At 62.7% G+C, this 24426-nt stretch carries 30 protein-coding genes; 16 read left to right on the top strand and 14 right to left on the bottom strand.

The features are described 5' to 3' along the window. Positions 1 to 107: 107 nt before the first annotated feature. The 4 genes from X739_RS141500 to X739_RS141515 all read right to left on the bottom strand — a co-directional run bounded on the left by X739_RS141500 (position 108) and on the right by X739_RS141515 (position 2649). A complete protein-coding gene (locus X739_RS141500; protein ID WP_031248214.1) occupies positions 108 to 980 on the bottom strand; it encodes an MBL fold metallo-hydrolase in 873 nt (290 codons plus the stop codon). A 143-nt stretch (positions 981 to 1123) separates the two neighbouring features. Continuing rightward, positions 1124 to 1783, bottom strand: a complete 660-nt coding sequence (locus tag X739_RS141505; RefSeq protein WP_015315373.1) for a peroxiredoxin — start codon at positions 1781 to 1783, stop codon at positions 1124 to 1126. 216 nt (positions 1784 to 1999) lie between these two features. Then, positions 2000 to 2365, bottom strand: a complete 366-nt coding sequence (locus X739_RS141510) for a cell division protein ZapA (RefSeq protein ID WP_023773987.1) — start codon at positions 2363 to 2365, stop codon at positions 2000 to 2002. Positions 2366 to 2376: 11 nt separating this feature from the next. Beyond that, a complete protein-coding gene (locus X739_RS141515; protein WP_015315371.1) occupies positions 2377 to 2649 on the bottom strand; it encodes a DUF4164 domain-containing protein in 273 nt (90 codons plus the stop codon). 261 nt (positions 2650 to 2910) lie between these two features. Between X739_RS141515 and tkt the strand changes: the two genes are divergently transcribed. From tkt to X739_RS141550, 7 genes are all read left to right on the top strand, one after another. Continuing rightward, on the top strand, positions 2911 to 4902 hold the full coding sequence (gene tkt / locus X739_RS141520; protein WP_023773986.1) for a transketolase: 1992 nt from the start codon (positions 2911 to 2913) through the stop codon (positions 4900 to 4902). A 211-nt stretch (positions 4903 to 5113) separates the two neighbouring features. Then, entirely contained in the window at positions 5114 to 6124 is a 1011-nt protein-coding gene (gene gap, locus X739_RS141525) for a type I glyceraldehyde-3-phosphate dehydrogenase (protein WP_023773985.1), read from the top strand. A 186-nt stretch (positions 6125 to 6310) separates the two neighbouring features. Continuing rightward, on the top strand, positions 6311 to 8191 hold the full coding sequence (locus tag X739_RS141530) for a potassium/proton antiporter (protein WP_023784536.1): 1881 nt from the start codon (positions 6311 to 6313) through the stop codon (positions 8189 to 8191). 156 nt (positions 8192 to 8347) lie between these two features. Continuing rightward, positions 8348 to 9544: a phosphoglycerate kinase gene (locus X739_RS141535; RefSeq protein WP_023795687.1), complete on the top strand. Its 1197-nt coding sequence runs from the start codon at positions 8348 to 8350 to the stop codon at positions 9542 to 9544. Between the two features lie 145 nt (positions 9545 to 9689). Next, positions 9690 to 10715, top strand: coding sequence for a class I fructose-bisphosphate aldolase (locus tag X739_RS141540; protein ID WP_023773982.1), 1026 nt, complete (start codon positions 9690 to 9692; stop codon positions 10713 to 10715). Between the two features lie 173 nt (positions 10716 to 10888). Beyond that, the gene (locus tag X739_RS141545) at positions 10889 to 11632 is read left to right on the top strand and encodes a thioredoxin family protein (RefSeq protein ID WP_023795686.1); all 744 of its coding nucleotides are present in this window, start codon (positions 10889 to 10891) and stop codon (positions 11630 to 11632) included. 144 nt (positions 11633 to 11776) lie between these two features. Then, the gene (locus X739_RS141550) at positions 11777 to 12493 is read left to right on the top strand and encodes an SGNH/GDSL hydrolase family protein (RefSeq protein WP_023784533.1); all 717 of its coding nucleotides are present in this window, start codon (positions 11777 to 11779) and stop codon (positions 12491 to 12493) included. A gap of 25 nt (positions 12494 to 12518) precedes the next feature. Here the strand turns inward: X739_RS141550 and X739_RS05125 are convergent, their stop codons facing one another. After that, on the bottom strand, positions 12519 to 12680 hold the full coding sequence (locus X739_RS05125) for a hypothetical protein (protein ID WP_015315363.1): 162 nt from the start codon (positions 12678 to 12680) through the stop codon (positions 12519 to 12521). Between the two features lie 116 nt (positions 12681 to 12796). After that, positions 12797 to 13750 carry a ring-cleaving dioxygenase gene (locus X739_RS141555; RefSeq protein ID WP_023773979.1) on the bottom strand — a complete coding sequence of 318 codons (954 nt, stop codon included), beginning with the start codon at positions 13748 to 13750 and terminating at the stop codon, positions 12797 to 12799. Between the two features lie 265 nt (positions 13751 to 14015). Here X739_RS141555 and X739_RS1000000168450 point away from each other — a divergent pair, with 265 nt between their 5' ends. The 4 genes from X739_RS1000000168450 (at position 14016) to X739_RS141570 (ending at position 16124) form a co-directional block, all read left to right on the top strand. Beyond that, complete coding sequence (locus X739_RS1000000168450) at positions 14016 to 14183, top strand: hypothetical protein (protein ID WP_015315361.1); 168 nt, start codon at positions 14016 to 14018, stop codon at positions 14181 to 14183. 84 nt (positions 14184 to 14267) lie between these two features. Further along, positions 14268 to 14858, top strand: a complete 591-nt coding sequence (locus X739_RS141560) for a DJ-1/PfpI family protein (RefSeq protein WP_023795685.1) — start codon at positions 14268 to 14270, stop codon at positions 14856 to 14858. A 66-nt stretch (positions 14859 to 14924) separates the two neighbouring features. Beyond that, positions 14925 to 15332: a hypothetical protein gene (locus X739_RS141565; RefSeq protein ID WP_023795684.1), complete on the top strand. Its 408-nt coding sequence runs from the start codon at positions 14925 to 14927 to the stop codon at positions 15330 to 15332. 72 nt (positions 15333 to 15404) lie between these two features. After that, positions 15405 to 16124, top strand: a complete 720-nt coding sequence (locus X739_RS141570; RefSeq protein ID WP_013529238.1) for a YafY family protein — start codon at positions 15405 to 15407, stop codon at positions 16122 to 16124. A 64-nt stretch (positions 16125 to 16188) separates the two neighbouring features. Here the strand turns inward: X739_RS141570 and X739_RS141575 are convergent, their stop codons facing one another. The 3 genes from X739_RS141575 to X739_RS141580 form a co-directional block, all read right to left on the bottom strand. Continuing rightward, positions 16189 to 16881, bottom strand: a complete 693-nt coding sequence (locus tag X739_RS141575) for a DUF1013 domain-containing protein (RefSeq protein WP_023773976.1) — start codon at positions 16879 to 16881, stop codon at positions 16189 to 16191. A gap of 361 nt (positions 16882 to 17242) precedes the next feature. Beyond that, entirely contained in the window at positions 17243 to 17383 is a 141-nt protein-coding gene (locus X739_RS1000000168445; RefSeq protein WP_013892619.1) for a DUF1127 domain-containing protein, read from the bottom strand. A gap of 201 nt (positions 17384 to 17584) precedes the next feature. Then, complete coding sequence (locus X739_RS141580) at positions 17585 to 18595, bottom strand: NAD(P)H-quinone oxidoreductase (RefSeq protein WP_031248213.1); 1011 nt, start codon at positions 18593 to 18595, stop codon at positions 17585 to 17587. 122 nt (positions 18596 to 18717) lie between these two features. Between X739_RS141580 and X739_RS141585 the strand changes: the two genes are divergently transcribed. The 3 genes from X739_RS141585 (at position 18718) to X739_RS141595 (ending at position 20539) form a co-directional block, all read left to right on the top strand. Further along, entirely contained in the window at positions 18718 to 18912 is a 195-nt protein-coding gene (locus tag X739_RS141585; RefSeq protein WP_023773972.1) for a DUF1192 domain-containing protein, read from the top strand. Between the two features lie 84 nt (positions 18913 to 18996). Beyond that, entirely contained in the window at positions 18997 to 20244 is a 1248-nt protein-coding gene (locus X739_RS141590) for an MFS transporter (protein WP_023773971.1), read from the top strand. 31 nt (positions 20245 to 20275) lie between these two features. After that, on the top strand, positions 20276 to 20539 hold the full coding sequence (locus tag X739_RS141595; RefSeq protein ID WP_010911936.1) for a metalloregulator ArsR/SmtB family transcription factor: 264 nt from the start codon (positions 20276 to 20278) through the stop codon (positions 20537 to 20539). Positions 20540 to 20565: 26 nt separating this feature from the next. On the opposite strand, the gene X739_RS141600 is transcribed toward X739_RS141595, so the two are convergent. From X739_RS141600 to X739_RS141615, 5 genes are all read right to left on the bottom strand, one after another. Beyond that, a complete protein-coding gene (locus tag X739_RS141600; RefSeq protein ID WP_023795682.1) occupies positions 20566 to 21030 on the bottom strand; it encodes an SRPBCC family protein in 465 nt (154 codons plus the stop codon). A gap of 17 nt (positions 21031 to 21047) precedes the next feature. After that, complete coding sequence (locus X739_RS141605) at positions 21048 to 21419, bottom strand: nuclear transport factor 2 family protein (protein WP_023784530.1); 372 nt, start codon at positions 21417 to 21419, stop codon at positions 21048 to 21050. A 13-nt stretch (positions 21420 to 21432) separates the two neighbouring features. Beyond that, on the bottom strand, positions 21433 to 21756 hold the full coding sequence (locus X739_RS0135250) for a metalloregulator ArsR/SmtB family transcription factor (RefSeq protein WP_031241517.1): 324 nt from the start codon (positions 21754 to 21756) through the stop codon (positions 21433 to 21435). Between the two features lie 5 nt (positions 21757 to 21761). Then, a complete protein-coding gene (locus tag X739_RS141610; protein ID WP_023773968.1) occupies positions 21762 to 22418 on the bottom strand; it encodes a glutathione S-transferase family protein in 657 nt (218 codons plus the stop codon). A gap of 88 nt (positions 22419 to 22506) precedes the next feature. Further along, on the bottom strand, positions 22507 to 23343 hold the full coding sequence (locus tag X739_RS141615) for an alpha/beta hydrolase (protein ID WP_023773967.1): 837 nt from the start codon (positions 23341 to 23343) through the stop codon (positions 22507 to 22509). Between the two features lie 92 nt (positions 23344 to 23435). Between X739_RS141615 and X739_RS141620 the strand changes: the two genes are divergently transcribed. Further along, entirely contained in the window at positions 23436 to 23957 is a 522-nt protein-coding gene (locus tag X739_RS141620; RefSeq protein WP_023773966.1) for a helix-turn-helix domain-containing protein, read from the top strand. 76 nt (positions 23958 to 24033) lie between these two features. Then, positions 24034 to 24267: a hypothetical protein gene (locus X739_RS141625; protein WP_023773965.1), complete on the top strand. Its 234-nt coding sequence runs from the start codon at positions 24034 to 24036 to the stop codon at positions 24265 to 24267. Positions 24268 to 24426 lie beyond the last annotated feature (159 nt).

The raw sequence follows: 24426 nt of genomic DNA, 5'->3' as shown, positions 1-24426 counted from the left end.
GCCGGAGCAACAGCACATGCCGGACATCATCATCAATGCTGGCGCCGCCCCTCATCCGGCTGCCGCCACCTTCTCCCCTTATAGTGGCGGGGAGAAGGGACTAAACCTCACAGCCCGTCCAGCGGGAATTTGAGGTAGCGCCGGCCATTGGCTTCCGGCTCCGGCAGCCGCCCGCCATTGATGTTGATCTGCAGTGCATGCAGGATCAGCCGCGGCATCGGCAATGTGCGATCGCGCGCCTCGCGTAGCGCGACGAACTCGGCCTCTGTACGCGCGGCGACCAGGTGGATGTTGGTCGCCTTCTGTGCCGCGACCGTGCTTTCCCACATCGGTTCTCGACCGCCAGCCTGGTAATCATGGCCGACGAACAGCCGGGTTTCCTCCGGCAAGGCCAGGATGCCTTGGACGGAGCGCCACAACCGCGCGGCGCTTCCACCGGGAAAATCCGTCCTTGCCGTGCCGCTGTCGGGCATGAACAGCGTGTCGTGGATGAAGCCGGCGTCGCCGATCACATACGTAATCGATGCCAATGTATGTCCAGGCGAGAACAGCACCCTGACCGGAAGGGTTCCGATCCGGAAGGTCTCACCCTCGGCGAACAGCCTGTCCCACTGTGAGCCGTCAGCCGGAAAGTCCGGCCAGTTATAGATCACTTTCCACAGTGCCTGGACGTCGACGACCTTGTCGCCGATCGCCATCGGCGCTCCAGTCTTCTGTTTCAGGTAATGCGCCGCCGAGAAATGGTCGGCGTGGGGATGGGTATCGAGGATCCACTCGAGTTCCAGCCCGTTTTCCCCAATGAAGTCGAGCAAGCTATCCGCGCTCATCGTACTGGTCGCGCCGGATTTTTCATCGAAGTCGAGGATCGGATCGATAATGGCGCATCGCTTCGTCGCCGGGTCTGCGACGACATACTGGATGGCCCCGGTCGGCTTGTCATAAAAGCCGCTGACCTGCGGCTTCGCCAAAGCTATCTGCACGTCCGGCTTCCCCAAACCTAGCCGGCAGAAACGATTTTCTCCGCCGGAACCCACCGTGAGCATCGTTGTCCGCCCCGACGAACCAGTCAAGCGTGACTTGGTTCGCAGGAGCGGAAAGCCGGAAACTATTCCGACGTACCGGCTTAGGCGGAGGGCTGCTTGGTTTTCCTGAGATAGGGCAGGATCGTCTCGTAGGCGCCGAAGCGCTTGATCGCATCCTCGTTGGAAACGGCGGCGGTGATGATGACGTCCTCACCCTGTTTCCAGTTCGCCGGCGTCGCCACCTGATGCTTGGCGGTAAGCTGCATGGAATCGACCGCCCGCAGGATCTCGTCGAAGTTGCGCCCCGTGGTCATCGGGTAGGTCAGCACCAGCTTTATCTTCTTGTCCGGCCCGATGACGTAGACCGAGCGTACGGTGGCGTTGTCGGCGGGTGTGCGGCCTTCCGAGGTTTCGCCGGCGCCGCCTGGCAGCATGTCATAAAGCTTGGCGACCTTGAGGTCCTTGTCGCCGATGAGCGGGTAATGCACCGAATGGCCGGTCGCCGTCTTGATGTCATCCTGCCATTTGCCATGGCTTTCGACCGGGTCGACCGAAATGCCGATGATCTTGACGTTGCGCTTCTTGAACTCGCCCTCGAGCCCCGCCATCGTGCCAAGCTCGGTCGTGCAGACCGGCGTGAAATTCTTCGGATGGCTGAACAGGATCGCCCAGCCGTCGCCGATCCAGTCATGGAATTTGATGGCTCCCTGCGTGGTCTCGGCGGTGAAGTCCGGCGCGATATCGTTGATACGAAGACTCATGACCTATCCCTACCCCTTGTGAATGTGGCCGGTATCTTCGCCGCCCGGCGCCCGGCACCTAATCGTAGCACCGCAGCGCGACTGATTAAACGCTGGAGATGACGGTCATTCACTCGATGCGCAAAAATTTTTCCACACACGCGGGATCAGGGCCAAAAATTACGACGTGATTGATATCGGGCATGAGGACAAGCGGCAGGAATCGGCAAAGACGCCTCAGGCCTTGTTGATTGCCAGCGTCGCCGTCAAATCTTCCATGCGCTGCGCCAGGGCGCCGAGCGCGCCGGTCAGCACGCTGTCGCTCTTGTCGGCCTTGGTCAGCGCCTCGTCGCGCGTCTTGCGCAAGGTCAGCACTTCGCTTTCCATGCCCTTGACGCGCTTCTGCAGCTCGGAAAGCTCGTCCATCACCATGATGCCGGCCATGACGGTCAGCCGCTGGTCACCGATCTCGCCGAAAGAATCCTTCAGATGCGAGACATATCGGTCGAAGCGCTCGGCGAGATCGATCAGATGCTCTTCCTGGCCCTCGTCGCAGGCCATGCGGTACTGCTTGCCGTCGATTGAAACCGTGACCTGTGCCATCGGGCCAGCTCCTATCTGTCCAACACGGCGCGAATGGTTTCCATCGCGGTCACCAGTCTTCGCGACACTTCCTTGTTGGCGTCTTCCAGCCGTTCGGCGCGCGCTTCGGAATTGTCGAGTTCCTGCGCCAACCGCGAGCGGTCGGCATTCATCCGCTGCACTTCGGCCTCGGCTTCCGAATAGTCGCGTTCATGCTCGAGCTTGGCCGCGACGGCATTTTCCAGCCCTTCGATGGCCTTGCTCAGCCTGGCGATTACTTCCTTGAGCGTGGTTTCCCCGGTCATGGCTTCGTCCTGTGCCCTGCCCATCACCGAATCGTTCGCGTTCAGAACGCCTTATCCCGGAAACATTAGGCACCGGGTGAAGGCAACGTCAATAAAGCTCTCGCGACTGTCCCCCGCTAACGCTAAAGTAGGTCCACCGCCGACATCACAAGACCGGCAAATCTGCACCCGATTTGTTGACTAAAAGCCCGCGCCTGCTATGTGTCGCGCACCCTTTTCAAGGGCTCTCCCAAGCCCCCAAACCCCCACCCTGGAGGTACCATGACGTCGCGTGAACAACATGACCGGATGGCCAATGCGATCCGTTTTCTCTCCATGGATGCCGTCGAGAAGGCGAATTCTGGCCATCCCGGCCTGCCCATGGGCTGCGCCGACATTGCCACGGTGCTGTTCACCCGCTTCCTGAAATACGACCCCAAGGCCCCGCATTGGGCCGACCGTGACCGCTTCATCCTGTCGGCGGGCCATGGTTCGATGCTGCTCTATTCGTTGCTGCACCTGACCGGCTACGAAGACATGACCATCGACCAGATCAAACACTTCCGCCAGTTGGGCTCGAAAACCGCCGGCCATCCCGAATATGGCCACGCCACCGGCATCGAGACCACGACCGGCCCGCTCGGCCAGGGCCTCGCCAATTCGGTCGGCTTCGCGCTCGGCGAGCGCATCATGAACGCCGCCTTCGGCAACGACCTTGTCGACCACTACACCTATGTGTTGGCCGGGGACGGCTGCCTGATGGAAGGTGTTTCCCAGGAAGCCATCGCCCTTGCCGGTCACCTCAAGCTCAACAAGCTGATTGTTTTCTGGGACAACAACAACATCTCGATCGACGGTCCGGTCTCGCTTGCCGACAACACCGACCAGGTCGCGCGCTTCCAGGCCTCCGGTTGGAACGCCAGCCACATCGACGGCACCGATCCGGAAGCGATCGCCTATGCCATCGAGGCCGCCCGCCATTCCGACAAGCCGACGATGATCGCCTGCAAGACGACCATCGGCTTCGGTGCCCCGACCAAGGCCGGCACCAACAAGGCGCATGGCTCGCCGCTCGGCCCAGATGAGATCGCTGGCGCGCGCAAGTTCTTCAACTGGGACTCGCCGCCCTTCGAGATCCCGGCTGACATTCTCGACGCCTGGCGCACCGCCGGCAAGGCCGGCGTCAAGGCGCGCACGGACTGGGAAGGCCGCCTGGCCAAGGCCGATCCGAAGCTGAAGGCCGAGTTCGAGCGCCGTACCAGTGGCAAGCTGCCGGCGAATTTCGACTCCGTCATCGCCGACTACAAGAAGAAGCTTTCAGCCGACAAGCCGAAGGTCGCGACCCGCAAATCGTCGGAAATGGCGCTGGAAGTCATCAATGGCGCGGTGCCGGAAACCATCGGCGGCTCGGCCGACCTGACCGGCTCCAACAACACCAAGACCAGCCAGACCAAGAACATCACGCCGGACGATTACGGCCAGCGCTATGTCCATTACGGCATCCGGGAACACGGCATGGCTGCCGCGATCAACGGCCTGACGCTGCATGGCGGCCTCATTGCCTATGGCGGTACCTTCATGTGCTTCTCCGACTATGCCCGCCCCTCGATGCGGCTTGCCTCGCTGATGGGCATCCGCTCGATCTTCGTCATGACCCATGATTCCATCGGTCTGGGCGAAGACGGGCCGACCCACCAGCCGGTCGAGCACATGGCCGCCCTGCGCGCCATTCCCAACCACAATGTGTTCCGTCCGGCCGACGCGGTGGAAACCGCCGAATGCTGGCAGATCGCGCTCGAATCCGAAAAGACGCCGTCGACCCTGGCGCTGACCCGCCAGAACCTGCCGACGGTGCGCACCGAGTTCACCGAAAAGAACCTGAGCAGCCAGGGGGCCTATGAACTCGCCGCCGCCAGCGGCGAGGCCGCTGTGACGATCTTCGCCACCGGTTCCGAGGTCGAGATCGCGCTTGGCGCCCGCGACCTTCTGGAAAAGCATGGTCACCCGACCCGTGTCGTCTCGGTGCCCTGCTTCGAACTGTTCGATAAGCAGAGCGACGCCTATCGCAAGAAGACGATCGGCGACGCACCGATCAAGATGGCGATCGAGGCCGGCATCCGCCAGGGCTGGGATCATCTCATCGGCTCGGACGGCATCTTCATCGGCATGACCGGCTTCGGTGCGAGCGGTACGATCGAACAGCTTTATCCGCATTTCGGCATCACAGCCGAGGCGGCTGCCAAGGCGGCGGAAGCCCGCCTGCAAGGCAGATGAGGCCTGGCATGTCGCCCAAAAGTGTATCGCGATTTGGGACAACGACATGCACGAAACAAAATACCCGACGAGATCGCGTGAAAAGCGGTTTCGCCGGGCTGGCTCAACCTAATCGATTTAAATCCAGTCCGCCGCGGCTGGATTCTTTGCCCATCCGCCGCTATGAAGCTGCGGACCAATCGTCTGCCCTCCAGCTCCCCGGGAGAGAAAAATGACTGTCAGAGTTGCCATCAACGGATTTGGCCGCATCGGCCGCAACATCCTGCGCGCCATCCATGAGTCCGGCCGCAAGGACATCGATGTCGTCGCCGTCAACGATCTCGGCCCGGTCGAGACCAACGCCCACCTGCTGCGCTTTGACAGCGTGCACGGCCGCTTTCCGCATGAAGTGTCGGTCGACGGCGACCAGATCACCGTCGGCAAGGAAAAGTTCAAGGTCACCGCGATCAAGGATCCGACGCAGTTGCCGTGGAAGGAACTCGGCATCGACATCGCGCTCGAATGCACCGGCATCTTCACCGCCCGCGACAAGGCAGCCGCGCACCTGACCGCCGGCGCCAAGCGCGTGCTGGTCTCGGCGCCCGCCGACGGCGCTGACTTGACCGTCGTCTACGGCATCAACCACGACAAGCTGACCAAGGACCACATCGTCATCTCGAATGCGTCCTGCACCACCAACTGCCTGGCGCCGCTGGCGGCCGTCCTGCATGAGACGGTCGGCATCGAAAAGGGCATGATGACGACGATCCATTCCTACACGGGCGACCAGCCGACGCTGGACACCATGCACAAGGATCTCTACCGCGCCCGCGCCGCCGCCCTGTCGCAGATCCCGACCTCGACCGGCGCCGCCAAGGCGATCGGCCTCGTCCTGCCCGACCTCAAGGGCAAGCTCGACGGCATCTCGATCCGCGTGCCGACGCCGAACGTCTCGGTCGTCGACTTCAAGTTCATCGCCAAGCGCTCGACCACGGTGCAGGAAATCAACGAGGCGGTCATCGCCGCCTCCAACGGCAAGCTGAAGGGCATCCTCGGCGTCACCCATCACCCGAACGTGTCGATCGACTTCAATCACGATCCGCGTTCCTCGATCATGGCGCTCGACCAGACCAAGGTGATGGACGGCAACTTCGTTTCGGTGCTGTCCTGGTACGACAATGAATGGGGCTTTTCCAACCGCATGGGCGACACCGCCGTCGCTTTCGGCAAGACCATCGCCTGATCGAAGATCGATCTTCCCGACACTCGAAACGCCCGGCTTCGTCCGGGCGTTTTCATCTGCCGGAGCAGCAGCGCGAAAATCGGCGGCGCCGGGCAAAAAACCACCCTCCCGCCTTGCACTGGTCACGCCTTCGCCCCACTCTGCCGCGAAGCCAGGAGGCAGAGGAATTCGAGGGGCAAATCACGGATGGAGCATGCGATCTATCTCGTTACGCTGGTCGGCACGGCGCTTGTTGTCGCCGCGGCGTTTTCGAGCCTGATCGCCTTCCGCTTTGGCGCCCCGCTCCTGCTCCTGTTTCTGTGCATCGGGCTCGCCACTGGAACCGACGGCCTCGGCATCCAGTTCGACAATGCCCGCATCGCTTATTTTGCTGGCTCACTGGCGCTCGCCGTCATCCTGTTCGATTCCGGTTTCGGCACGCCGCTCAACGCCCTGCGGCAGGCGGCAGGACCAGCCCTGTCGCTGGCGACCTTCGGCGTCCTTCTCACCACCGGTCTGTTCGGCGCCGCCGCCTACTACCTGCTCGACCTCAGCTGGCTGGAATCCTTCCTGCTCGGCGCAGCCGTCGCTTCGACCGACGCGGCGGCGGTGTTCTTCCTGCTGCGCGCCGGCGAGATCAATCTGCGCGAGCGCGTGCGCTCCACGCTCGAGGTTGAATCGGGCACCAATGATCCGATCGCCATCTTCCTGACCATCACGCTGGTCGAGATCATCGCCGCCCACGCCAACCCCGAAGCCAATGTCCTGGTCACCAATCTGATCCTCGGCTTCCTCATAAACATGGGGCTTGGCGCGATCGTCGGCGTGCTTGGCGGCCTAGCCATCGTGCGCCTGGTCGATCGGCTCAACCTCGACCATGGCCTGCTGCCGATCTTCGTGCTGACCTTGTCCTTGATGGTCTTTGCCGCCGCCGGTGCCATCGGCGGCTCCGGCTTCCTGGCGGTCTATATCGCCGGGCTCATCGCCGGCAATTCCGACATCCGCGCTGTCACCATCCTGAAACGCTTCCAGGACGGCATGTCGTGGCTGGCGCAGATCATTATGTTCCTCATCCTCGGCCTGTTCGCGACGCCCTCGCAATTTCCGGCGATCATGGTGCCTGCGATAGCGCTTGGCCTGTTCCTGATGTTCGTCGCCCGTCCTGTCGCGGTCTGGCTCTGCCTTGTCCCCTTCCGCCTGCCGCGTCCCGAAGTCGCCTTTGTCTCCTGGGTCGGCCTGCGCGGCGCCGTATCCATCCTGCTCGCCATCACACCGCTGCTCGGCGGGCTGGAAAACGGCCGCACCATCTTCAACGCCGCCTTCATCATCGTTCTGGTGTCCCTGGTCATCCAGGGCTGGACCGTCGGCCCGCTGGCGCGACGCCTCGGCCTGATCGTGCCGGCCCGGCTCGGACCGCTGGACAAGGTCGAACTGGAACTGCCCGGCTCCGCGCATCACGAACTCCTTGCCTATCGTGTGGCGCCGGGCAGTCCGGTGGCGCGCGGCGAACGCATCCCGCGCTGGGCGCGGCCCTCGCTGGTGCTGCGTGACGGCCGCTCGATGCGTTTCCAGGACATGGGCCGGCTCGCCGCCGGCGATCAGGTCTACATCTTCGTGCCCGATCGCTATCCCCGCCTGCTCGACAAGCTGTTCGCCAGCCGGGCCGTCGTCGATCCGGAGGATGCCGATTTCTTCGGCGCCTTCGCCGTCGATCCGGCGCGTTCCGCCGCCGAACTGGAAGCCGCCTATGCGCCCGGTCTCAGCGAGGCCGAGCAGAAACAGACCGTCGGTGCGCTGGTCACCGCGCGGCTCGGCGGCCATGCCGAATATGCCGACCGCGTGCTGCTTGGTCCGATCGAGCTGATTGTGCGCGACGTCGACGACAAGGGCAAAATCACCGGGCTCGGCCTATCCTTCGAGCCGACCGCGCCGGTGGCGCGCGTGCCTGTGTTCCTGAGCGCCGGCGAGATCGGCGACCGTCTCACCGCCTTTATCCGCAACTGGCGCAAGCCGGCTGGGGCGCGGGGGGCAACACAGGCGGATGACGCCCCTGAGCCCCCGGTCGAGAAAGCGTCGGCCGAAAGCTGACGCGAGCGACCGTTCGCCCCGCCCGACATAGGCCGGGCGGTCTTCACGGACTATGTCCCCGTCCGCCTCAAAATTTCGCACCTGGCCCCAGCCAAGCCTTGCATCGTCATTGATGCCAGGTATGGTCCCGGCGATTTCAGACGAAAAGGAACCGGCATGGCTGTCTTCAAGACACTGGACGATATCGGCAACATCAGCGGCAAGCGCGTGCTGGTGCGCGTCGACCTCAACGTTCCCGTCACTGAGGGCAAGGTCTCCGACGCCACCCGCATCGAACGCATCGCGCCAACTATCGCCGAATTGTCCGGCAAGGGCGCCAAGGTCATCCTGCTCGCCCATTTCGGTCGGCCCAAGGATGGTCCCTCGCCCGAATTCTCGCTGGAGCCGATCGCCAGGGCGACGGCCGAGGTGCTCGGCCGTCCCGTTGCATTCGCCTCCGACTGCATCGGCGACACGGCAGGCAGCGCTGTCGCCGCCATGGACAAGGGCGACGTGCTGCTCCTGGAAAACACCCGCTTCTACAAGGCCGAAGAGAAGAACGATCCCGGTTTTACCGAACGGCTCGCCGCCAATGGCGACATCTTCGTCAACGATGCCTTTTCCGCCGCCCACCGTGCCCATTCGTCAACTGAAGGGCTGGCGCACCTCTTGCCGTCCTTCGCCGGCCGCACCATGCAGGCCGAACTCGAGGCCCTGGAAAAGGGCCTGGGTAACCCGGTCCGTCCGGTCGTTGCCATCGTCGGCGGCGCCAAGGTCTCGACGAAGATCGACCTGTTGATGAACCTGGTGAAGAAGGTCGATGCGCTGGTCATCGGCGGCGGCATGGCCAACACCTTTCTCGCCGCGCGCGGCACCGATGTCGGCAAGTCGCTGTGCGAGCACGACTTGGCTCCGACCGCCAAGCAGATCATGATCGAAGCGGCAGAGGCCGGCTGCGCCATAATCCTGCCGGTCGACGGCGTCGTCGCCAAGGAATTCAAGGCGGGTGCGGCCTGCGAGACCGTCGCCATCTCGGACGTGCCGGCCGATGGCATGATCCTCGATGTCGGCGCCAGGACCGTGACGACGATCGGCGAGTGGATCGACCGCGCCGCGACGCTGGTCTGGAACGGGCCGCTCGGCGCCTTCGAGATCGAGCCGTTCGATCACGCCACGGTGGCGGCGGCCAGGCATGCGGCAGCGCGCACAAAGGCAGGCAAGCTGGTTTCGGTCGCCGGCGGCGGCGATACCGTGGCTGCGTTGAACCACGCCGATGTCGCTGACGACTTCACCTATGTCTCGACCGCCGGCGGCGCCTTCCTGGAATGGATGGAAGGCAAGCCATTGCCCGGCGTGGACGTGCTGAAGCGCTGAGGGCGCCACGGCTCACCGGCAATTCGATCAACTCGAAGGGAACTGGCGGCAGCGCCGGCCACTTTCGCTCGATTCGAGCTTTCCGGCGTCATTCCTTTGGCGGTAGTGTCGTGCTGGCCGATACCAACCGGTTAGGAGAAGCATGATGAGCGAACGTCTCGAAGACATTGCCGCGGCGATTGTGGCCGACGGCAAGGGCCTGCTGGCCGCCGATGAAAGCTCCGGCACGATCAAGAAGCGCTTCGACGTCATCGGCGTCGAGTCTACCCCCGACAGCCGCCGCGATTACCGCGAGATGATGTTCCGCGCCAAGGACGCGATGGCCAAATACATTTCCGGCGTTATCCTCTATGACGAAACCATTCGCCAGAAGGCCGCCGACGGCACGCCGCTGGTCGATATCATCAAGGCGGCAGGCGCCATTCCAGGCATCAAGGTCGATGCCGGCGCCAAGCCGCTGGCCGGCTTTCCCGGCGACACCATTACCGAGGGCCTCGACGGCCTGCGCGAGCGGCTTGCCGACTATTACAAGCTCGGGGCCCGCTTCGCCAAATGGCGCGCGGTGATCGACATCGATACCGGCAAGGGCGTGCCTTCGGTCACTTCGATCAACTCGAACACCCATGCGCTTGCCCGCTATGCGGCACTTTGCCAGGAGGCCGGCATCGTGCCGATCGTCGAGCCCGAAGTGCTGATGGACGGCGCTCACGACATCGACACTTGTTTTGAGGTCTCCAAGGCGACGCTGATAAAACTCTATGACGAGCTCCACGCTGCCGGTGTCGTCCTCGAAGGCACGATCCTGAAGCCCAACATGGTGCTTTCTGGCAAGAAGTCCGGCACGGTGGACAGTCCTGAGCAAGTCGCGGAGAAGACGATAAAACTGTTCCGCGAGACGGTGCCGGCCGCGGTGCCGGGCATTGCCTTCCTCTCGGGCGGCCAGGAGGACGAGGAGGCGACCGCCAACCTCAATGCCATCAACGCCATCGGCCAGCATCCGTGGAAGCTGACTTTCTCCTATGGCCGCGCGCTGCAGGCCGCCCCGCAGAAGGCATGGAGCGGCAAGCCCTCGAACATCGCCGCCGGCCAGGCCGCCTTCACCCACCGCGCCCACATGAACCACCTGGCGGCACTTGGGAAATGGAAGGCGAGCCTGGAACAGGCTGCCTGAAGCCCCTGCTATCCTTCCCTTCAAACCCGGGCCGACATGCCCGGGTTTTGTTTTGGCGCACCGGCCTTGGGTCAAGGCATCCGAATTCTTATTTTCTCCGGGCATTCCTGACAGCGGCGATGTCGGGGCGAGCCCATCCCGTACGTCCTTGGGGTGCAGACAGGGAGAAGTTCATGCATCGCAACAAGGTCGTTTCGCGCGAAGAATGGTTCGAGGCTCATAAGGCACATCTGGCCCGCGAGAAGGAACTGACGCGGCTTCGCGAGCGCGTCGCGGCCGAGCGGCGCGAACTGCCCTGGTTGAAAATCCGCAAGGACTACGTCTTCGAGACCGAACGGGGGCCGAAGGAACTTGCCGATCTGTTTGGCGCCAACAGCCAGCTGATCGTCTACCATTTCATGTTCGGGCCGGGCTGCGTCAATCATTGCGAAGGCTGCTCCTTTCTTGCCGATCATATCGACGGTGCCAACCAGCACCTCATGCACCACGACGTATCGCTGGTCGTGATCTCGCGCGCGCCGCTGGAAGAGCTTCTAGCCTACAAGCAGCGCATGGGCTGGAAGTTCGACTGGGTGTCGTCCTATGCGTCTGATTTCAACTTCGATATGCAGGTTTCCTTCACCGACAGGCAGATCGCGGCTGGCGACACCACCTACAATTTCGAGACCCGACCCCGGACATCGAAGGAGCTTCCGGGCGCCAGCGTTTTCTACAGGGACGAGAACGGCGACATTTTCCTGACCTTCGTTTCGCGTGCCCGCGGCGGCGAACAACTGATCGGCGCCTACCACTATCTGGACCTGACGCCGAAGGGCCGCGATGAGACCGGCCTCTACCGCAATCTGATGGATTGGGTGCGGCTGCATGACGAATATGCAGGCGAGCCGCAAGCGGAGCGCGATTGCCACGATGGCTGACCAGCAAAAGTGCGGAGCGCCTCCGGAATTGCGTAAGACAAGGGGGTAGAGCGTTCGAGGCGATCCTGTTTTCGCCGGAAATGCTCGTTCACCTCTCTCGCGACATGCGTTAAATGCTGGTCGAAAACCAGTTCAATGGACCAGATGCGACGCTTTCCGACCTTCCTCACCTGGCTCGCCTTCCCGATCTATGTCTGGCAGGGATTGGGTGTCCGCCGCCGCACCTCGCGCATGCTGCCGGCGCGGGGACCGGTCATGCACGAGATCTCGGGCCAGCCTCCGGCAATCTCGCTGTTGGTGCTGGGCGATTCCTCCGCCGCCTCGGTCGGCATCGGCAATTCCGAAAACGGACTTGCCGCGCAGCTTGCGGTCATGATTGCGCAGCGCACCGGCAGCGCTGTGCGCTGGCGTGCCGCCGGCTTCAATTCGGCGACATCCGGTCAGATCCGCGACCATGTCCTGCCCAATCTGTCGGCTGATCCGTGGACGCATATCGTGCTCGCCATCGGCACCAACGACACCAAGAACTTTCATTCCGTGCCGCGCTTCAAGAAGGAGTTCGGCGGCCTGCTTTACGCGCTGCGCGCCAAATGGCCGGAGTCGCGCGTGGTATGGTCGCCGGTGCTGGAGTTCACGCGTGCGCCGGCCATGCCGTCGCCGCTCGGCAAGATCCTCGAGATCCGCGCCACCGCGGTGAACCGGATGGGCGAACGGCTCTGCCTGGAGCGCGGCGCGGTGCCGGCGCCGCGCCTGCCGATCACCAACCCCGAGGCCGGTTTTGCTTCCGACGGGTTTCATGCCTCAGAGGCCGGCTACCGGGCCTGGGCGGAACATCTCGTCGGCCCAGTGCTTGCCGACTGAAGAGCGACCGCGCTGTCACCAGGCCCTATGTCAAGTGCCCGAGCACGGCCGCCAGCGAGATCGCCGCCATGGCGAGCAATGCCAATTTCCAGAAGTCGCCGCGGCGCCTGAGCCCCGGCCAGCCGAGCGGCTTGATGAGCTGGATGACCATGAACCCGACGATGACAAGGGCGAGGAGTTTCGTCATGCTGCCTTTGACCAGCAACGCTTGCGCCTGTCAAAGCGGTTCGTTCGGTCTCCGGGAAAGAAAAGGCGCCGCGAACCCGAACTGGAACGCGACGCACGCCTTGACCGCGCAGCAATCTACTTCAGCGGCTTGAGGCCAGCCTCGATCGATGCGCGTTTTGCCTCCAGGAACGGTGGCAGGGCAAGGCTTTCGCCCAGCGTCTCCAGCGGCTCGTCGGCGGTGAACCCTGGCCCGTCGGTGGCAATCTCGAACAGGATGCCGTTCGGCTCACGGAAATAGAGCGAGCGGAAGTAATAACGCTCGACCTCGCCGCTTGACGGCAGCCGGAATTCGGCCAGGCGCCCTGTCCACTGATGCAGCGTCTCCTCGTCTGGCGCCCTGAAGGCGACATGGTGAACCGCACCGGCGCCCTGCCTTGCGGGTGCCAGCCCAGGTTGCACGGCCACATGAAGCTCCGCCGCCGGCCCGCCCGCGCCCATTTCGAAGACGTGGACCTGGCCCTCGCCGTCGGGCGAAGCATAGTCGCGGACCTTGCGCATGTTCATCACCCCGGTCAGCACCGCCTCGGTGTTGGTGATGTCGGGAACACTGATAACGATCGGCCCAAGTCCGCGGATCTGATGCTCGGCCGGTACCGGGCTTTTCGCCCAGGGATGGCTGCCGCCCTTGCCGCCATCGCTGACGAGCCTCAGGCGCTGGCCTTCGGGGTCCTCGAAATCCAGCGACTTGTAGCCGCCGACATCGGCAGTCTCTCCTGTCACGATGCCTTCGCTGGCAAGGTACTGCTTCCACCAGCCAAGGCTCTCCTGGCTGCCGACCCTGAGGCTGGTCCTTGCGATGCTGTGGGTGCCGCGCCGTTCGCGGCCGATCGGCCAGTCGAAGAAGGTGAGGTCGGTACCCGGCGTTGCCTCGCCGTCGGCGTAAAAGAGATGGTAGGCCGAGGTATCGTCTTGGTTCACTGTCTTCTTGACCAGCCGCAGCCCCAGCACCTTCGTGTAGAAGTGAAGATTACCGGGCGCATTGGCGGTGATGGCGGTCAGGTGGTGAATTCCTCTCAGTTGCAAGCTCATGGTGGTCTCCCTGTTTTTGGGGAAGAATTTTCCACTTTCATATCAGAACTCCGGTCACTTCGCTGAAGGCCACCTATCCCGACAGTCCGTCACCAAGTTATGAACAATACCGCCCCGATTAGCTCTATTTTAATGAACAATCCGCGCTCGCGTGACCCGTCACGACAAGAACGGAACAGTCGCCGCACGACCTGCCATCCTCCTGACAGACTGCTGTCAGGAGGGGTGTGCGATAGTGTCTCCGGTTAGAGAGAGGAGATTGGTCATGAACGGTTTTACCATTCTGCGCGGCATGCAGCATTATGTCGGCAAGATCCGCACGATGCGAAACGAGATCCGGACCCAGCGGTTCATGAACGCGCTTCCCGCCGACATTCGCAAGGATATCGGCTGGCCAGACATGTATGCCGAGCGTCGACATCACGGCAATTGAGACGAAATTTTCAACGCAGCATCTGGATGCTCACGCGTCAGCACCCAGATATCAAGTCCGGCGCGCGAGGGATGGAGCGAGCTCATGCCCGATCAGAAGACAATCGGCTTTCTGTTTATCGAAGGTTTTGCCGACTGGGAGTATGGGCTGCTGGCGGCCTCGGCGGTCGATTGGTTCGGCGCTCGCGCCGTATCGCTGACGCCCGACGGCAAGCCGGTGACCGGAATCAGCGGTTTTAAGCTGACGCCAGACCGCTCGGCCAGCATCGATGAGAATACCGATGTCGATGCCGTGGCCGTTATCGGTTCCGACCACTGGGCGAGCAAGGCACCGCCGGATGCTGCCGAACTGCTGATGGCTGTCGCATCGCGCGGCGGTGTCGTTGGTGGCATCTGTGCGGGAACGCTGGCGCTGGCCCGAGCCGGCATGTTCGAGAACGCCAAGCACACCAGCAATGGCCGTGATTGGATCAGCGGTCACGAGCCCGGCTATGCCGGCGACGGCAATTATCAGGATGTGCCACATGCCGTGGCCGACGGCAAAATCGTGTCCGCGCCAGGTTCGGCGCCCGGCACTTTCGCCCTTGCCTTCCTGCAGACGCTCTATCCGGAAAAAGGCAGCGAACTCGCGCAGATGCGGACCATGTTCGCCAAGGAGTATACTGAAGCCTCCTGACAGTATGCTGTCAGGAGGTGCGTGCGATGGTGGGATAATGCGCATGGCCGGCCGAGAGGACGATCTATGAAAAACTGGACCGACAGGCTGAACACGCCTGGTATCAACGGCGTGAAGCCAACGCCGCGCACCGTAGGGGACATTATCGAAGGCCAGCCCATGCTGGTTCCGACCGCGCGCCAGGTCGACGATTTCATCCGCTCCATCCCCGAAGGCGTCGAGATGGACGTTCGCGCGCTGCGCACGGCCCTTGCCATCGAGCATGGCGCCGAAGTGACATGCCCGGTCACCATGGGCTATCATCTGCGTACGGTCGCCGAGGCTGCCAAGGAGGATCTCGAGCGCGGCATGATGCTCAGCGACGTCGCTCCCTTCTGGCGCGTGCTCGATGCGAAGACGCCGACAACGAGGAAACTGTCCTTCGGCGCGGAATTCGTCGCCGCGCAGCGCAAGCGCGAAGGGCTGAAACCGTAATGCATGTCATGTGGAAGTGGATCCGGTCAGGGAGCCACGGCATGCATGGGAAAAACACTGGGGAAGCAAACGATGCGCCGCGCCGACAGGCTCTTTCAGATTGTGCAGCATCTGCGTGGTGGCCGTCTGGTCACCGCTCAGAAGCTCGGCACATGGCTCGAGGTTTCCGAGCGAACCATCTACCGCGACATAGCCGACCTGCAGTCGACCGGGGTGCCGATCGACGGCGAGGCTGGCGTTGGCTACATGATGAGGGAGGGTTTCGACCTTCCGCCGCTGATGTTCACGCGTGACGAGATCGTGGCGCTGGTGGCCGGCGCACGCATGGTGCGCGCCTTTGGCGGAGCCGCCATGGCGCGGGCCGCCGACGAGGCACTGGTCAAGATCGGTGCCGTGCTGCCCGATGCCGAGAAGGACCGCATTGCCCGCACCGAGATCCACACGCCGATGTGGGTGGTCAGCGATGCCGCCCGCGAGGCGATCGACCTGATCGAGCGCGCGGTCGAAAAGCGCCAGGTGCTGACCATCGACTATTCGGACGAAGCCGGCCGCGGCACCGCGCGCGATATCAGGCCGCTCGGCCTGTGGTTCTGGGGCAAGGTGTGGACGCTGGTCGCCTGGTGCGAGATGCGCGATGATTTCCGCGCCTTCCGCATCGACCGCATTGCCTCCGTGGTCATCGCCGGCCGAATCTTCAAGCCGGAGCGCGGCAAGCAGCTTGCCGATTTCTACCGGGCGGTGGAGCGCAGCGAGGACTACGGCATGGCGCCCGACCGCGCGGCGCGAAGCTGAGACTTGCCGGACCGCACAAAAAAGCCCGCTCGAAGCGGGCTATTTTGTTGCGTTGGCGAAAAGCCTATTCCTCGTCGGTATCGGTGTCCTTCGACTTCAGCGCCGACAGCTTGGCGAAGACGGCGTTTGCATCGAGCTCCGCATCCTCGTCCTTCGGCTTCTCCGGTGCAGGCACCAACCGCTCGGTCAATGCCGCCGGCAGCAGCGTGTCGCCGACCGGCTGCGCCTGCTCGCGGCCGCGCGAGGCGCGGTTGACTTCCATATCTAGGTCGATCTGCGAGGCGAGACCCAGCGTCACCGGGTCCATCGGCTGCAGATTGGCCGAATTCCAGTGTTTGCGTTCGCGGATCTGCTCGATTGTCGACTTGGTGGTGCCGACGAGGCGCGAAATCTGCGCGTCCTTCAGTTCGGGATGATTGCGCACCAGCCACAGAATGGCGTTCGGCCGGTCCTGGCGCTTCGACAGCGGCGTATAGCGCGGGCCCTTGCGCTTGGATTCAGGCACCCGCACCTTGGGATCGGAAAGCTTCAGGCGCTGGTTCGGATCCTTCTCGGCGCGCGCGATCTCGTCGCGGGTCAGCTGGCCGGTCATGATCGGATCCATGCCCTTGATGCCTTGCGCTGATTCACCGTCGGCGATCGCCTTTACCTCGAGCGGATGCAGCCCGCAGAACTGCGCGATCTGCTCGAAGGAAAGCGCGGTGTTGTCGACCAGCCAGACGGCGGTCGCCTTGGGCATCAGCAGCGTATTGGCCATGTGCAAAATCCTTCTCGTTCGCCCGCGTTCCCGCGCGGGCGGTGGTTTTAGAGCCACCAAAATGGGAAATTCGCGGCCTGTATAACCGTTCCAGACTGCTTTCGCAACGTTTTTGGAAGAGCTGGAAACGACCTAACCAGCCAACGCAGCGGTAGCGCTAACGTTTGCCACGGCGGTCCAAACCCTGCCATGGCACTTGCTGCGGAGCGCCATGGCAAAATCACGCCGGAGCCGAGATGAATCCAAAGCTCCAAAAGACAAAACCCGCCGGACAGGGTCCGGCGGGTTTGGAACCGGCGACGACAAGCGTCTGCGGCGGCTCTGCATTGCGACCCTGCCATTCGGCGGGTCGCGCTTGCAATCAGATCGCCTGACGGGCGATCCGCTCGATGTCGCCGCGGTTTATGCCCAGGTCGCTGAGCTGACGTGCGTTGAGGCGGTTCAGTTCGCGAACGGTCTCGTTGTACATGCGCCAGTTACGGAAAGCACGGATCGGGTTCATGGTGGTCCTCCTGAATTGGGTTCGTTTCGATGATGCTCAAATAGTGATCAGCGAGCGGGACTTGAACAGCCGATTTTGCATAGCAATGATGCAAATGCTGCATTGCACCATTAAGTTTCTGTTCATCTTGTAAGCAGGGGCGAAGGACGTTGGCCGGACCGTGTCGATATCCGGTCAGGCCGAGCCGAAAATGCTGGCGTGTTAGCCGACGTCGAGCACGATCTTGCCGATATGTTCGCCCTCCTCCATCCGCTCATGCGCGCGCCAGGCGTCGGTGAGCGGGTAGATCATGTCCATCACCGGTGCCACCTTGCGCGTGCCCAGCAGAGGCCACACCTGTGCCTCCAGCGTCGCCGCGATCGCCGCCTTGAATTCGACGGTGCGCGGCCTGAGCGTGGAGCCCGTATGGGTCAGTCGCTTGACCATGATCTTGGAAAAATCGGCACTGGCGACAGCACCTGCCTGAACCGCGATCTGCACGATCCGGCCCTCGACAGCGGCGGCCTCGTAGTTTCGCTGGACATAATCGCCACCGACCATATCGAGGATGACGTTGGCGCCTCGGCCTTCGGTCGCCTCCCTGACCGCGGTGACGAAATCCTGCTCGCGGTAATTGATCGCACGGTCGGCGCCGATCTTCAGGCAGGCGTCGCATTTCTCCTGGGATCCGGCGGTGGTGATCACATAAGCGCCGAAGGCCGAGGCGAGCTGGATCGCGGTGGTGCCGATGCCGGACGAGCCGCCATGGACGAGCAGTGTCTCACCCTTCTTCAGACCGCCCCGTTCGAACACATTGTGCCAGACGGTGAAATAGTTTTCCGGCACCGCCGCCGCTTCCGTGTGGGTGAAGCCCGCCGGCAGTGGCAGAACGCTGCCTGCATGAACCCTGACATATTCGGCATAGCCGCCGCCGGGCGTGAGCGCGCAGACCCTGTCCCCGATGCGCCAGCGCGATATCTGGTCACCAAGGGCCGCCACTTCTCCCGACACCTCGAGGCCCGGCAGGTCCGATGCACCGGGCGGAGGCGGGTAGGCCCCCTTGCGCTGCTGCACGTCCGGCCGGTTGACGCCGGCGGCATGCACCTTGATCAGGATTTCGCCGGGGCCGGGCTGCGGTACGTCGCGCGTTTCCGGTTTCAGCACCCGTGGGCCACCCGGCTCCGAGATAGCGATCGCCGTCATCCGTGCCGGAATTTTCTGTCCGCTCGCCATGAAGTTTTCCGTCTTTCCTCGCCGCACTCTTACCGGCTGTTTGCATCGACGTCCTTGCCCTATGTATGCTCATTGCCAAATCAGGCAAATGGCCAATCTGGTCTGGCGGAGGAGGAGCAACCATGGCGATCTTCGACGACGAACCCAAGAAGAAGGCACGTCCGCACGAGATCGGGCAAGACCTGTCGCTGCTTTCCGTCGGTGAACTGTCCGAGCGCATCGGCATCCTGCGCGACGAGATCTCCCGGCTGGAGGCCGAACTCAAGACCAAGGACACCACCAAATCGGCTGCCGAGGCGCTGTTCCGCCGCGGATAAAAAAATCCCTAGGTCGCCGCCGAAAAGCCCGAATGCGACTGTCTTCAAATCGCGTCCCGCCCAGTCCCCCAGCCGGATCAAAAAATGCTCGCAGCCTACAGACCGATCCTTTCCCTGCTTCGCGGCACTGCCTTTCTTCTGGCTGCATCGGGACTGCACGGGCTGCTGTTGCCCTTGCGCGGCCAGGTGGAAGGGTTCTCGACCGCTTCGCTCGGCCTGATGGGCACGGCCTGGGCCGGCGGCTTCGTCACCGGCTGTTTCTTTGCGCCGCGCATAGTGCGCCGCGCCGGACATGTGCGCGCCTTCGGCGCCTTTGCCGCGTCCGGCGCCATCGTGGCACTGCTCACGGGCCTGGTCATCGACGAATATATCTGGATCCTGCTGCGTGCCTTCACCGGTTTTACCATGGCCGGCGCCTTCATGGTCATCGAGAGCTGGCTGAACGAAAAGGCCACCAACGAGAACCGCGGCACCGTCTTCGGCCTTTACATGATGGTCACCTATGCCTCGATCATGGGCGGCCAGATGATCGTCGCCGGCGGCGACGTGAAATCGGCGTCGTTGTTCATGATCACCGGCATCCTGTTTTGCCTGTCACTGATCCCGACCGCGGTGTCGACCGCCTCGCATCCCAAGCCGCTGCAGGACGTCAAGCTCGACGTCAAGGGACTCTACGCCAACTCGCCGGTGTCGGCGATCGCTTGCCTTTTGATCGGCATCGCCAACGGCGCCTGGGGCACGCTCGGCGCCGTCTACGGCGCGCGCATCGGTATCTCCACGGCCGAAATCGCCTTGATGATGAGCCTGGTGGTCGTCGCCGGTGCTGCCATGCAACTTCCGGCCGGGCGCCTCTCCGACAAGACCGACCGCCGTTTCGTGCTGGCCGGTGCCGCCTTCGGCGCGGCGCTGTTTGCGCTTCTCATCTTCCTGTTCGAGCCGCGCTCGGCGGTCTTCGTCCTCGTCTTCACCGCCGCCTATGGCGCTTTCGCCTACACGCTCTATTCGATCGCCGTGGCGCATGCCAACGACCACGCCCGGTCGGAAGATTTCGTCAAGGTATCGGGCGGGCTGCTGCTGCTTTACGGCTTCGGCACCATGATCGGGCCATTGCTGGCCGCCGCCCTGATGGGCTGGATGCGCCCGGAGGGCCTGTTCCTGGCGACAGCCTTCGCGCATCTGTCGCTGGCCGGCTACACGCTGCTGCGCATCAGCCGCCGCGCGCCGGTGCCGATCGGAGATCGCGATGCCTTCAAGACGCAGCCGGCCGACCGTTCGGTGACCCCCGAAGCATTGCGGCTCGATCCGAGAAGAAAAGCAGAAGCAAACAGTTGAGATTTGAAAAACTTTGCCTCACAAATGAGGCATGATGTTTTCCGACGCCTTCATGGCGATCGCCGACCCCAATCGGCGCCATCTTCTGGAAGAACTTCGACGCGGTCCGAAGACCGTCAACGAATTGGCGGCCGGGCTGCCAGTCTCCCGCCCGGCGGTATCACAGCATCTGAAAGTGTTGCTCGACGCCGGACTGGTCAATGCCAAGGCTGAAGGCACGCGCCGTGTCTATACGGTGAGCAATGCCGGCTTCCTCAGACTCAACATCTGGCTCGATCAATTCTGGGAAGCCTGATCCTCTTCGATCGGCAGCCACAATATTTAGGTTTCCATCCGCAAAAACTTGCCGAGCAGATCGAGCAACACCCTGGTCCCATGCTCGCGTGTGTCGGACGTGTCATGGCCATCGAGGAAAGCGCCCTGCTCGGTCAGCACCAGGCGCGTGCCCTTGTCCTCGGCAAAAAGTTCGATCGTGGCCAGCGACACCGAAATTCTGATATCGCCGAACAGCATGTCGTAGCTGTAGACGATGCGCTGATCCTGCACGATATCCTGATAGGTGGCGGTGTAGACATGGATCGGCCCATCCTTTGGTCCACCAGCGTTGATCTCCTTGCCGCCGACGCGAAAGTCCATCTCGAAGCGGCCAGGCATGGGATTGTCTGGATCGGTGAACCATCGTCGCTTGGCATCAGGGTTGCTAAGCGCGAAGAAGACTTTCGCCGGCGCGGCCGGATAGAAGCGCTCGATGACAAAAGTGGAATGAACGACGGAACGTTCGGTCACGGTTGGGTCCTCGTTGGTCAGCTTGATGGATTCTGCGGAATGAAGGTGCCACCGCGATAGCTCGCGCCGAAATAGACCTCGACGCTGCGCAACTCGTCGCCCCGAAACGAATGCAGTTCGGTGTTGCGAAAGGTCTTTCCTTCAAGCGTCTCGCAGCTGTATCGAACGAATACGTCATTGCCGTCTTCGCAGATCCGCTCGATCGTCATCGACCGGAACAGCTTGCCGTTCGGCCAGCAGCGCGCGAAATAGGCCTTGCGATCGATGGCGTCGTCATAGGGGCTGGTGAAGGTGAAATCGTCGGCCAGGGCCGCCTCCATGACGGCGCGGTCGCCGGCCTGAAAGGCCGCGAAATAGCCGCGGACCAGATCGGATTTTCTCTTTGACATGGCATGCTCCTCTTCATTTCTCCGCAAGAAAGTCGCCGAGCCTATCCAGCCGGCGTTCCCATGAGAGACGCCGCTCGTTGATCCAGTGCTCGGCCGCGCGCAGTGCCTTCGGCTCGATCTGGCAGGTGCGCACCCGTCCCACCTTTTGCGTGCGCACGAGGCCGCTCGCCTCCAGGAGATTGAGGTGCTGGATCACCGCCGACAGCGACATCGCCAGCGGCTCGGCCAACTGGCTCACCGACGCCGGGCCGCGTGATAGCCGGTCGACCATCTGCCGCCGCGCCGGATCGGCGAGCGCCTGGAACATCAGGTCGAGTTGGGCGGGATCGTGCAACATTGCGATCAGCCGTTGTTGTAGGGAAAGAACTTGAAGTAAGGCTGCGCCTCCTCGATCACCCTGGCGAAGGCGGCGCGCCGCAGCAGGCGGTCGTGATAGCGCTTCACGGCGGGATACCTATCGCCGAACGGTTCGACCTTGTTGGCATAGAAGAGCGCCGGAGACGCCGCGCAATCGGCCATGGTGAAGGCATCGCCCACAGCCCATTCGCTCGACTGCATCTCCCGTTCGATGATGGCGTAGGAATTGCGCAACTGGCTCCGCGCCTGTTCGACACCGAATGGATCGGTGTTGTCGAGGGGCCGCAACCTGTCACCGACGATCTTCTGCATCGGCTCCTGCACATAGAAATCATAGAAGCGGTCGGCCTGGCGGACGGCCAGCGCCAGGTCGACGTCGGCTGGAATGAGTTCGGCCGGTCCCGGATAGTGCGCGGCCAGATATTCCACGACGATGGTCGATTCCAGCACCGTCCGGTCACGCGCGTCGTCGCGCAGCGCCGGCATCTTGCCGGTCGGCGAAACCTTCAGAAAGGCCGCGCGCGATTGCTCATCGCCTAGATCGACGATGACAGACGCAAATGGCGTGGCGTTCTCATAGAGTGCGATCAGCGGCTTCCAGCAGAAGGAGGCCAGCGGATGGAAATGCAGCGTCAGGGACATTCTTGTGCTCATCTGTTCCGCGGCAACACTGAAGCATCTACTTAACTATTGCGGCAGGCCTCGCTCGTCAAGGCCCGCCCGCGAGGTCTCAGCTGGATCGAACATGCTCGATGATGGCAGCTTCAAAATCAGGCCAGTCATCCGGATGCAGTTCGTGACCGCCGCCTTCGACACGAATGAGTTTCGCGCCGGCAACAGCTTGGGCCAAGGCCTCGCCATGCTCGACCGGAAAGATCGGATCCGACGTGCCGTGGATGACAAGAAGCGGCGCCGCCAGTTCGTGCAGACGACCCTTCCATCGGTCATTGCCGTTGAGCATGAAATGATTGGTGGCGCTGAGCAAGCCGCCGGACCTGGTATAATCCCGCTCGATGAATGCCCTCATCCCGGTCTCGTCGAACAGATGCGCGGTGCTGGCGATCGCGCGTGCATCGCTGACCATGAAGTCGATGACTTGGCGGCGGTCCGCCCAGTCGACTTTGGCCCCATAGGCCGAATGCTCCATATAGGCGTCGGTCGTTTGCGGCAGATGCGAAGTGTCGGTGCCCAGGGGCGAACTGCTGATCACGGTCAGCGAAGCGACGCGCGAAGGGTGCCGGAGCGCGACAAGCTGCGCGATCATGCCGCCCATCGACATGCCCGCGACATGCGCATTGCCGATGCCATGGCTGTCGAGAACGGCTATCGCGTCGTCAGCCATGTCGTCGAAAGTGTAGGGCGGCTGCCCCACCGGATATTTGGTCGACCGGCCGGTATCGCGATTGTCGTAGCGGATCACGTAAAGGCCGGCATCCGCGAGCTTCCGGCAAAACGCCTCCGGCCACCACAGCATCGAGGCCATCGCGCCCATGATCAGCAGCAGGGCGGGATCGGCCCGATCGCCAAAGGCTTCGGATACGATCTCGGGACGATCATTGCTCGTCATTTCATGGCCTCCTAAACTGATTGCATTTTGCAATCGGTTGCACGATATTAAAACCGATACGATAATGCAACCGGTTTTGCGGAGAAAATCGGATGACCCTCGATCGCCGGTCCGGCTGCCCGATCAACCTTTCGCTCGAGGTGTTCGGCGACCGCTGGAGCCTGATCATCCTGCGCGACATGATTTTTGGCGGCAGGCGCCATTTTCGCGAGCTGCTCAACGGGTCGATGGAAGGCATTGCCTCCAACATCCTCGCCGACCGTTTGAAGCGGCTGATGGAGCTCGGCATGCTGACCAAGGCGGACGACCCCAGCCACAAGCAGAAGGCGATCTACAGCCTGACCGAGATGGCCATCACGCTGGTGCCCATCCTCGCCCATCTCGGCGCCTGGGGCCGCGTCTGGCTGCCGACCAGCGAGGAACTCTCGATCCGTGCCGAACTCCTGGAAAAGGGCGGCCCTCCAATGTGGGAGAAATTCATGGACGAATTGCGCCATGAGCATCTCGGCACACCCCTCGATACTGCGCCCGGCTCCTCCGTCCGCGCGACGCTGCAGGCCGCCTATGAAGCGGTGGTTACCGAAAAGGCCCGCAACACCAGCCCGGCTGCCTGACCAACTATTTTCCCCGTTGAAAGGCCGGCTCTGCTACAAAGGATGGAAATCACACTTCACGGGATAGGATAGACTCTTGGTTGAGAACTCTAGGGACACTGCCCGCGCGCGTGCCGATCTGCGCTTCAAGAAGCAGGAAGAGGCGGCGACGGTCCGGCAGAAAGCCATGGCCGAATACGTCGCTGAGAGCGATGCCCGCAAGGCCAAGACCGACAAGCTGCGGGCGCTGCGGCTGGCGAAGGAAGCCGAAGATCTAGCCAACGCGCCTGCTGCACCTGCCAAGAAGCCGGCTCGCGCCAAGAAAAAATAACCCCGTCTCTCTGCCAATGCCTCGTCCTGGATCGAGCGGTCGTGACGCATCCGACAGGCGCGCCTTTAATCCCGCTGCTTCGCAGGAAGCAATTTCAACCGAAAGCGGGATTGCCTGGTCCGGCTGGCAGATGATTGGGCTGTTCAACAGGAGATTGCC

It is taken from the genome of Mesorhizobium sp. LNHC209A00, assembly GCF_000502915.1.
In the GTDB taxonomy this organism is placed as follows: domain Bacteria; phylum Pseudomonadota; class Alphaproteobacteria; order Rhizobiales; family Rhizobiaceae; genus Mesorhizobium.
Note: the sequence above shows the minus strand (reverse complement) of the source record. Positions and strands in the feature narration are given on the sequence as shown.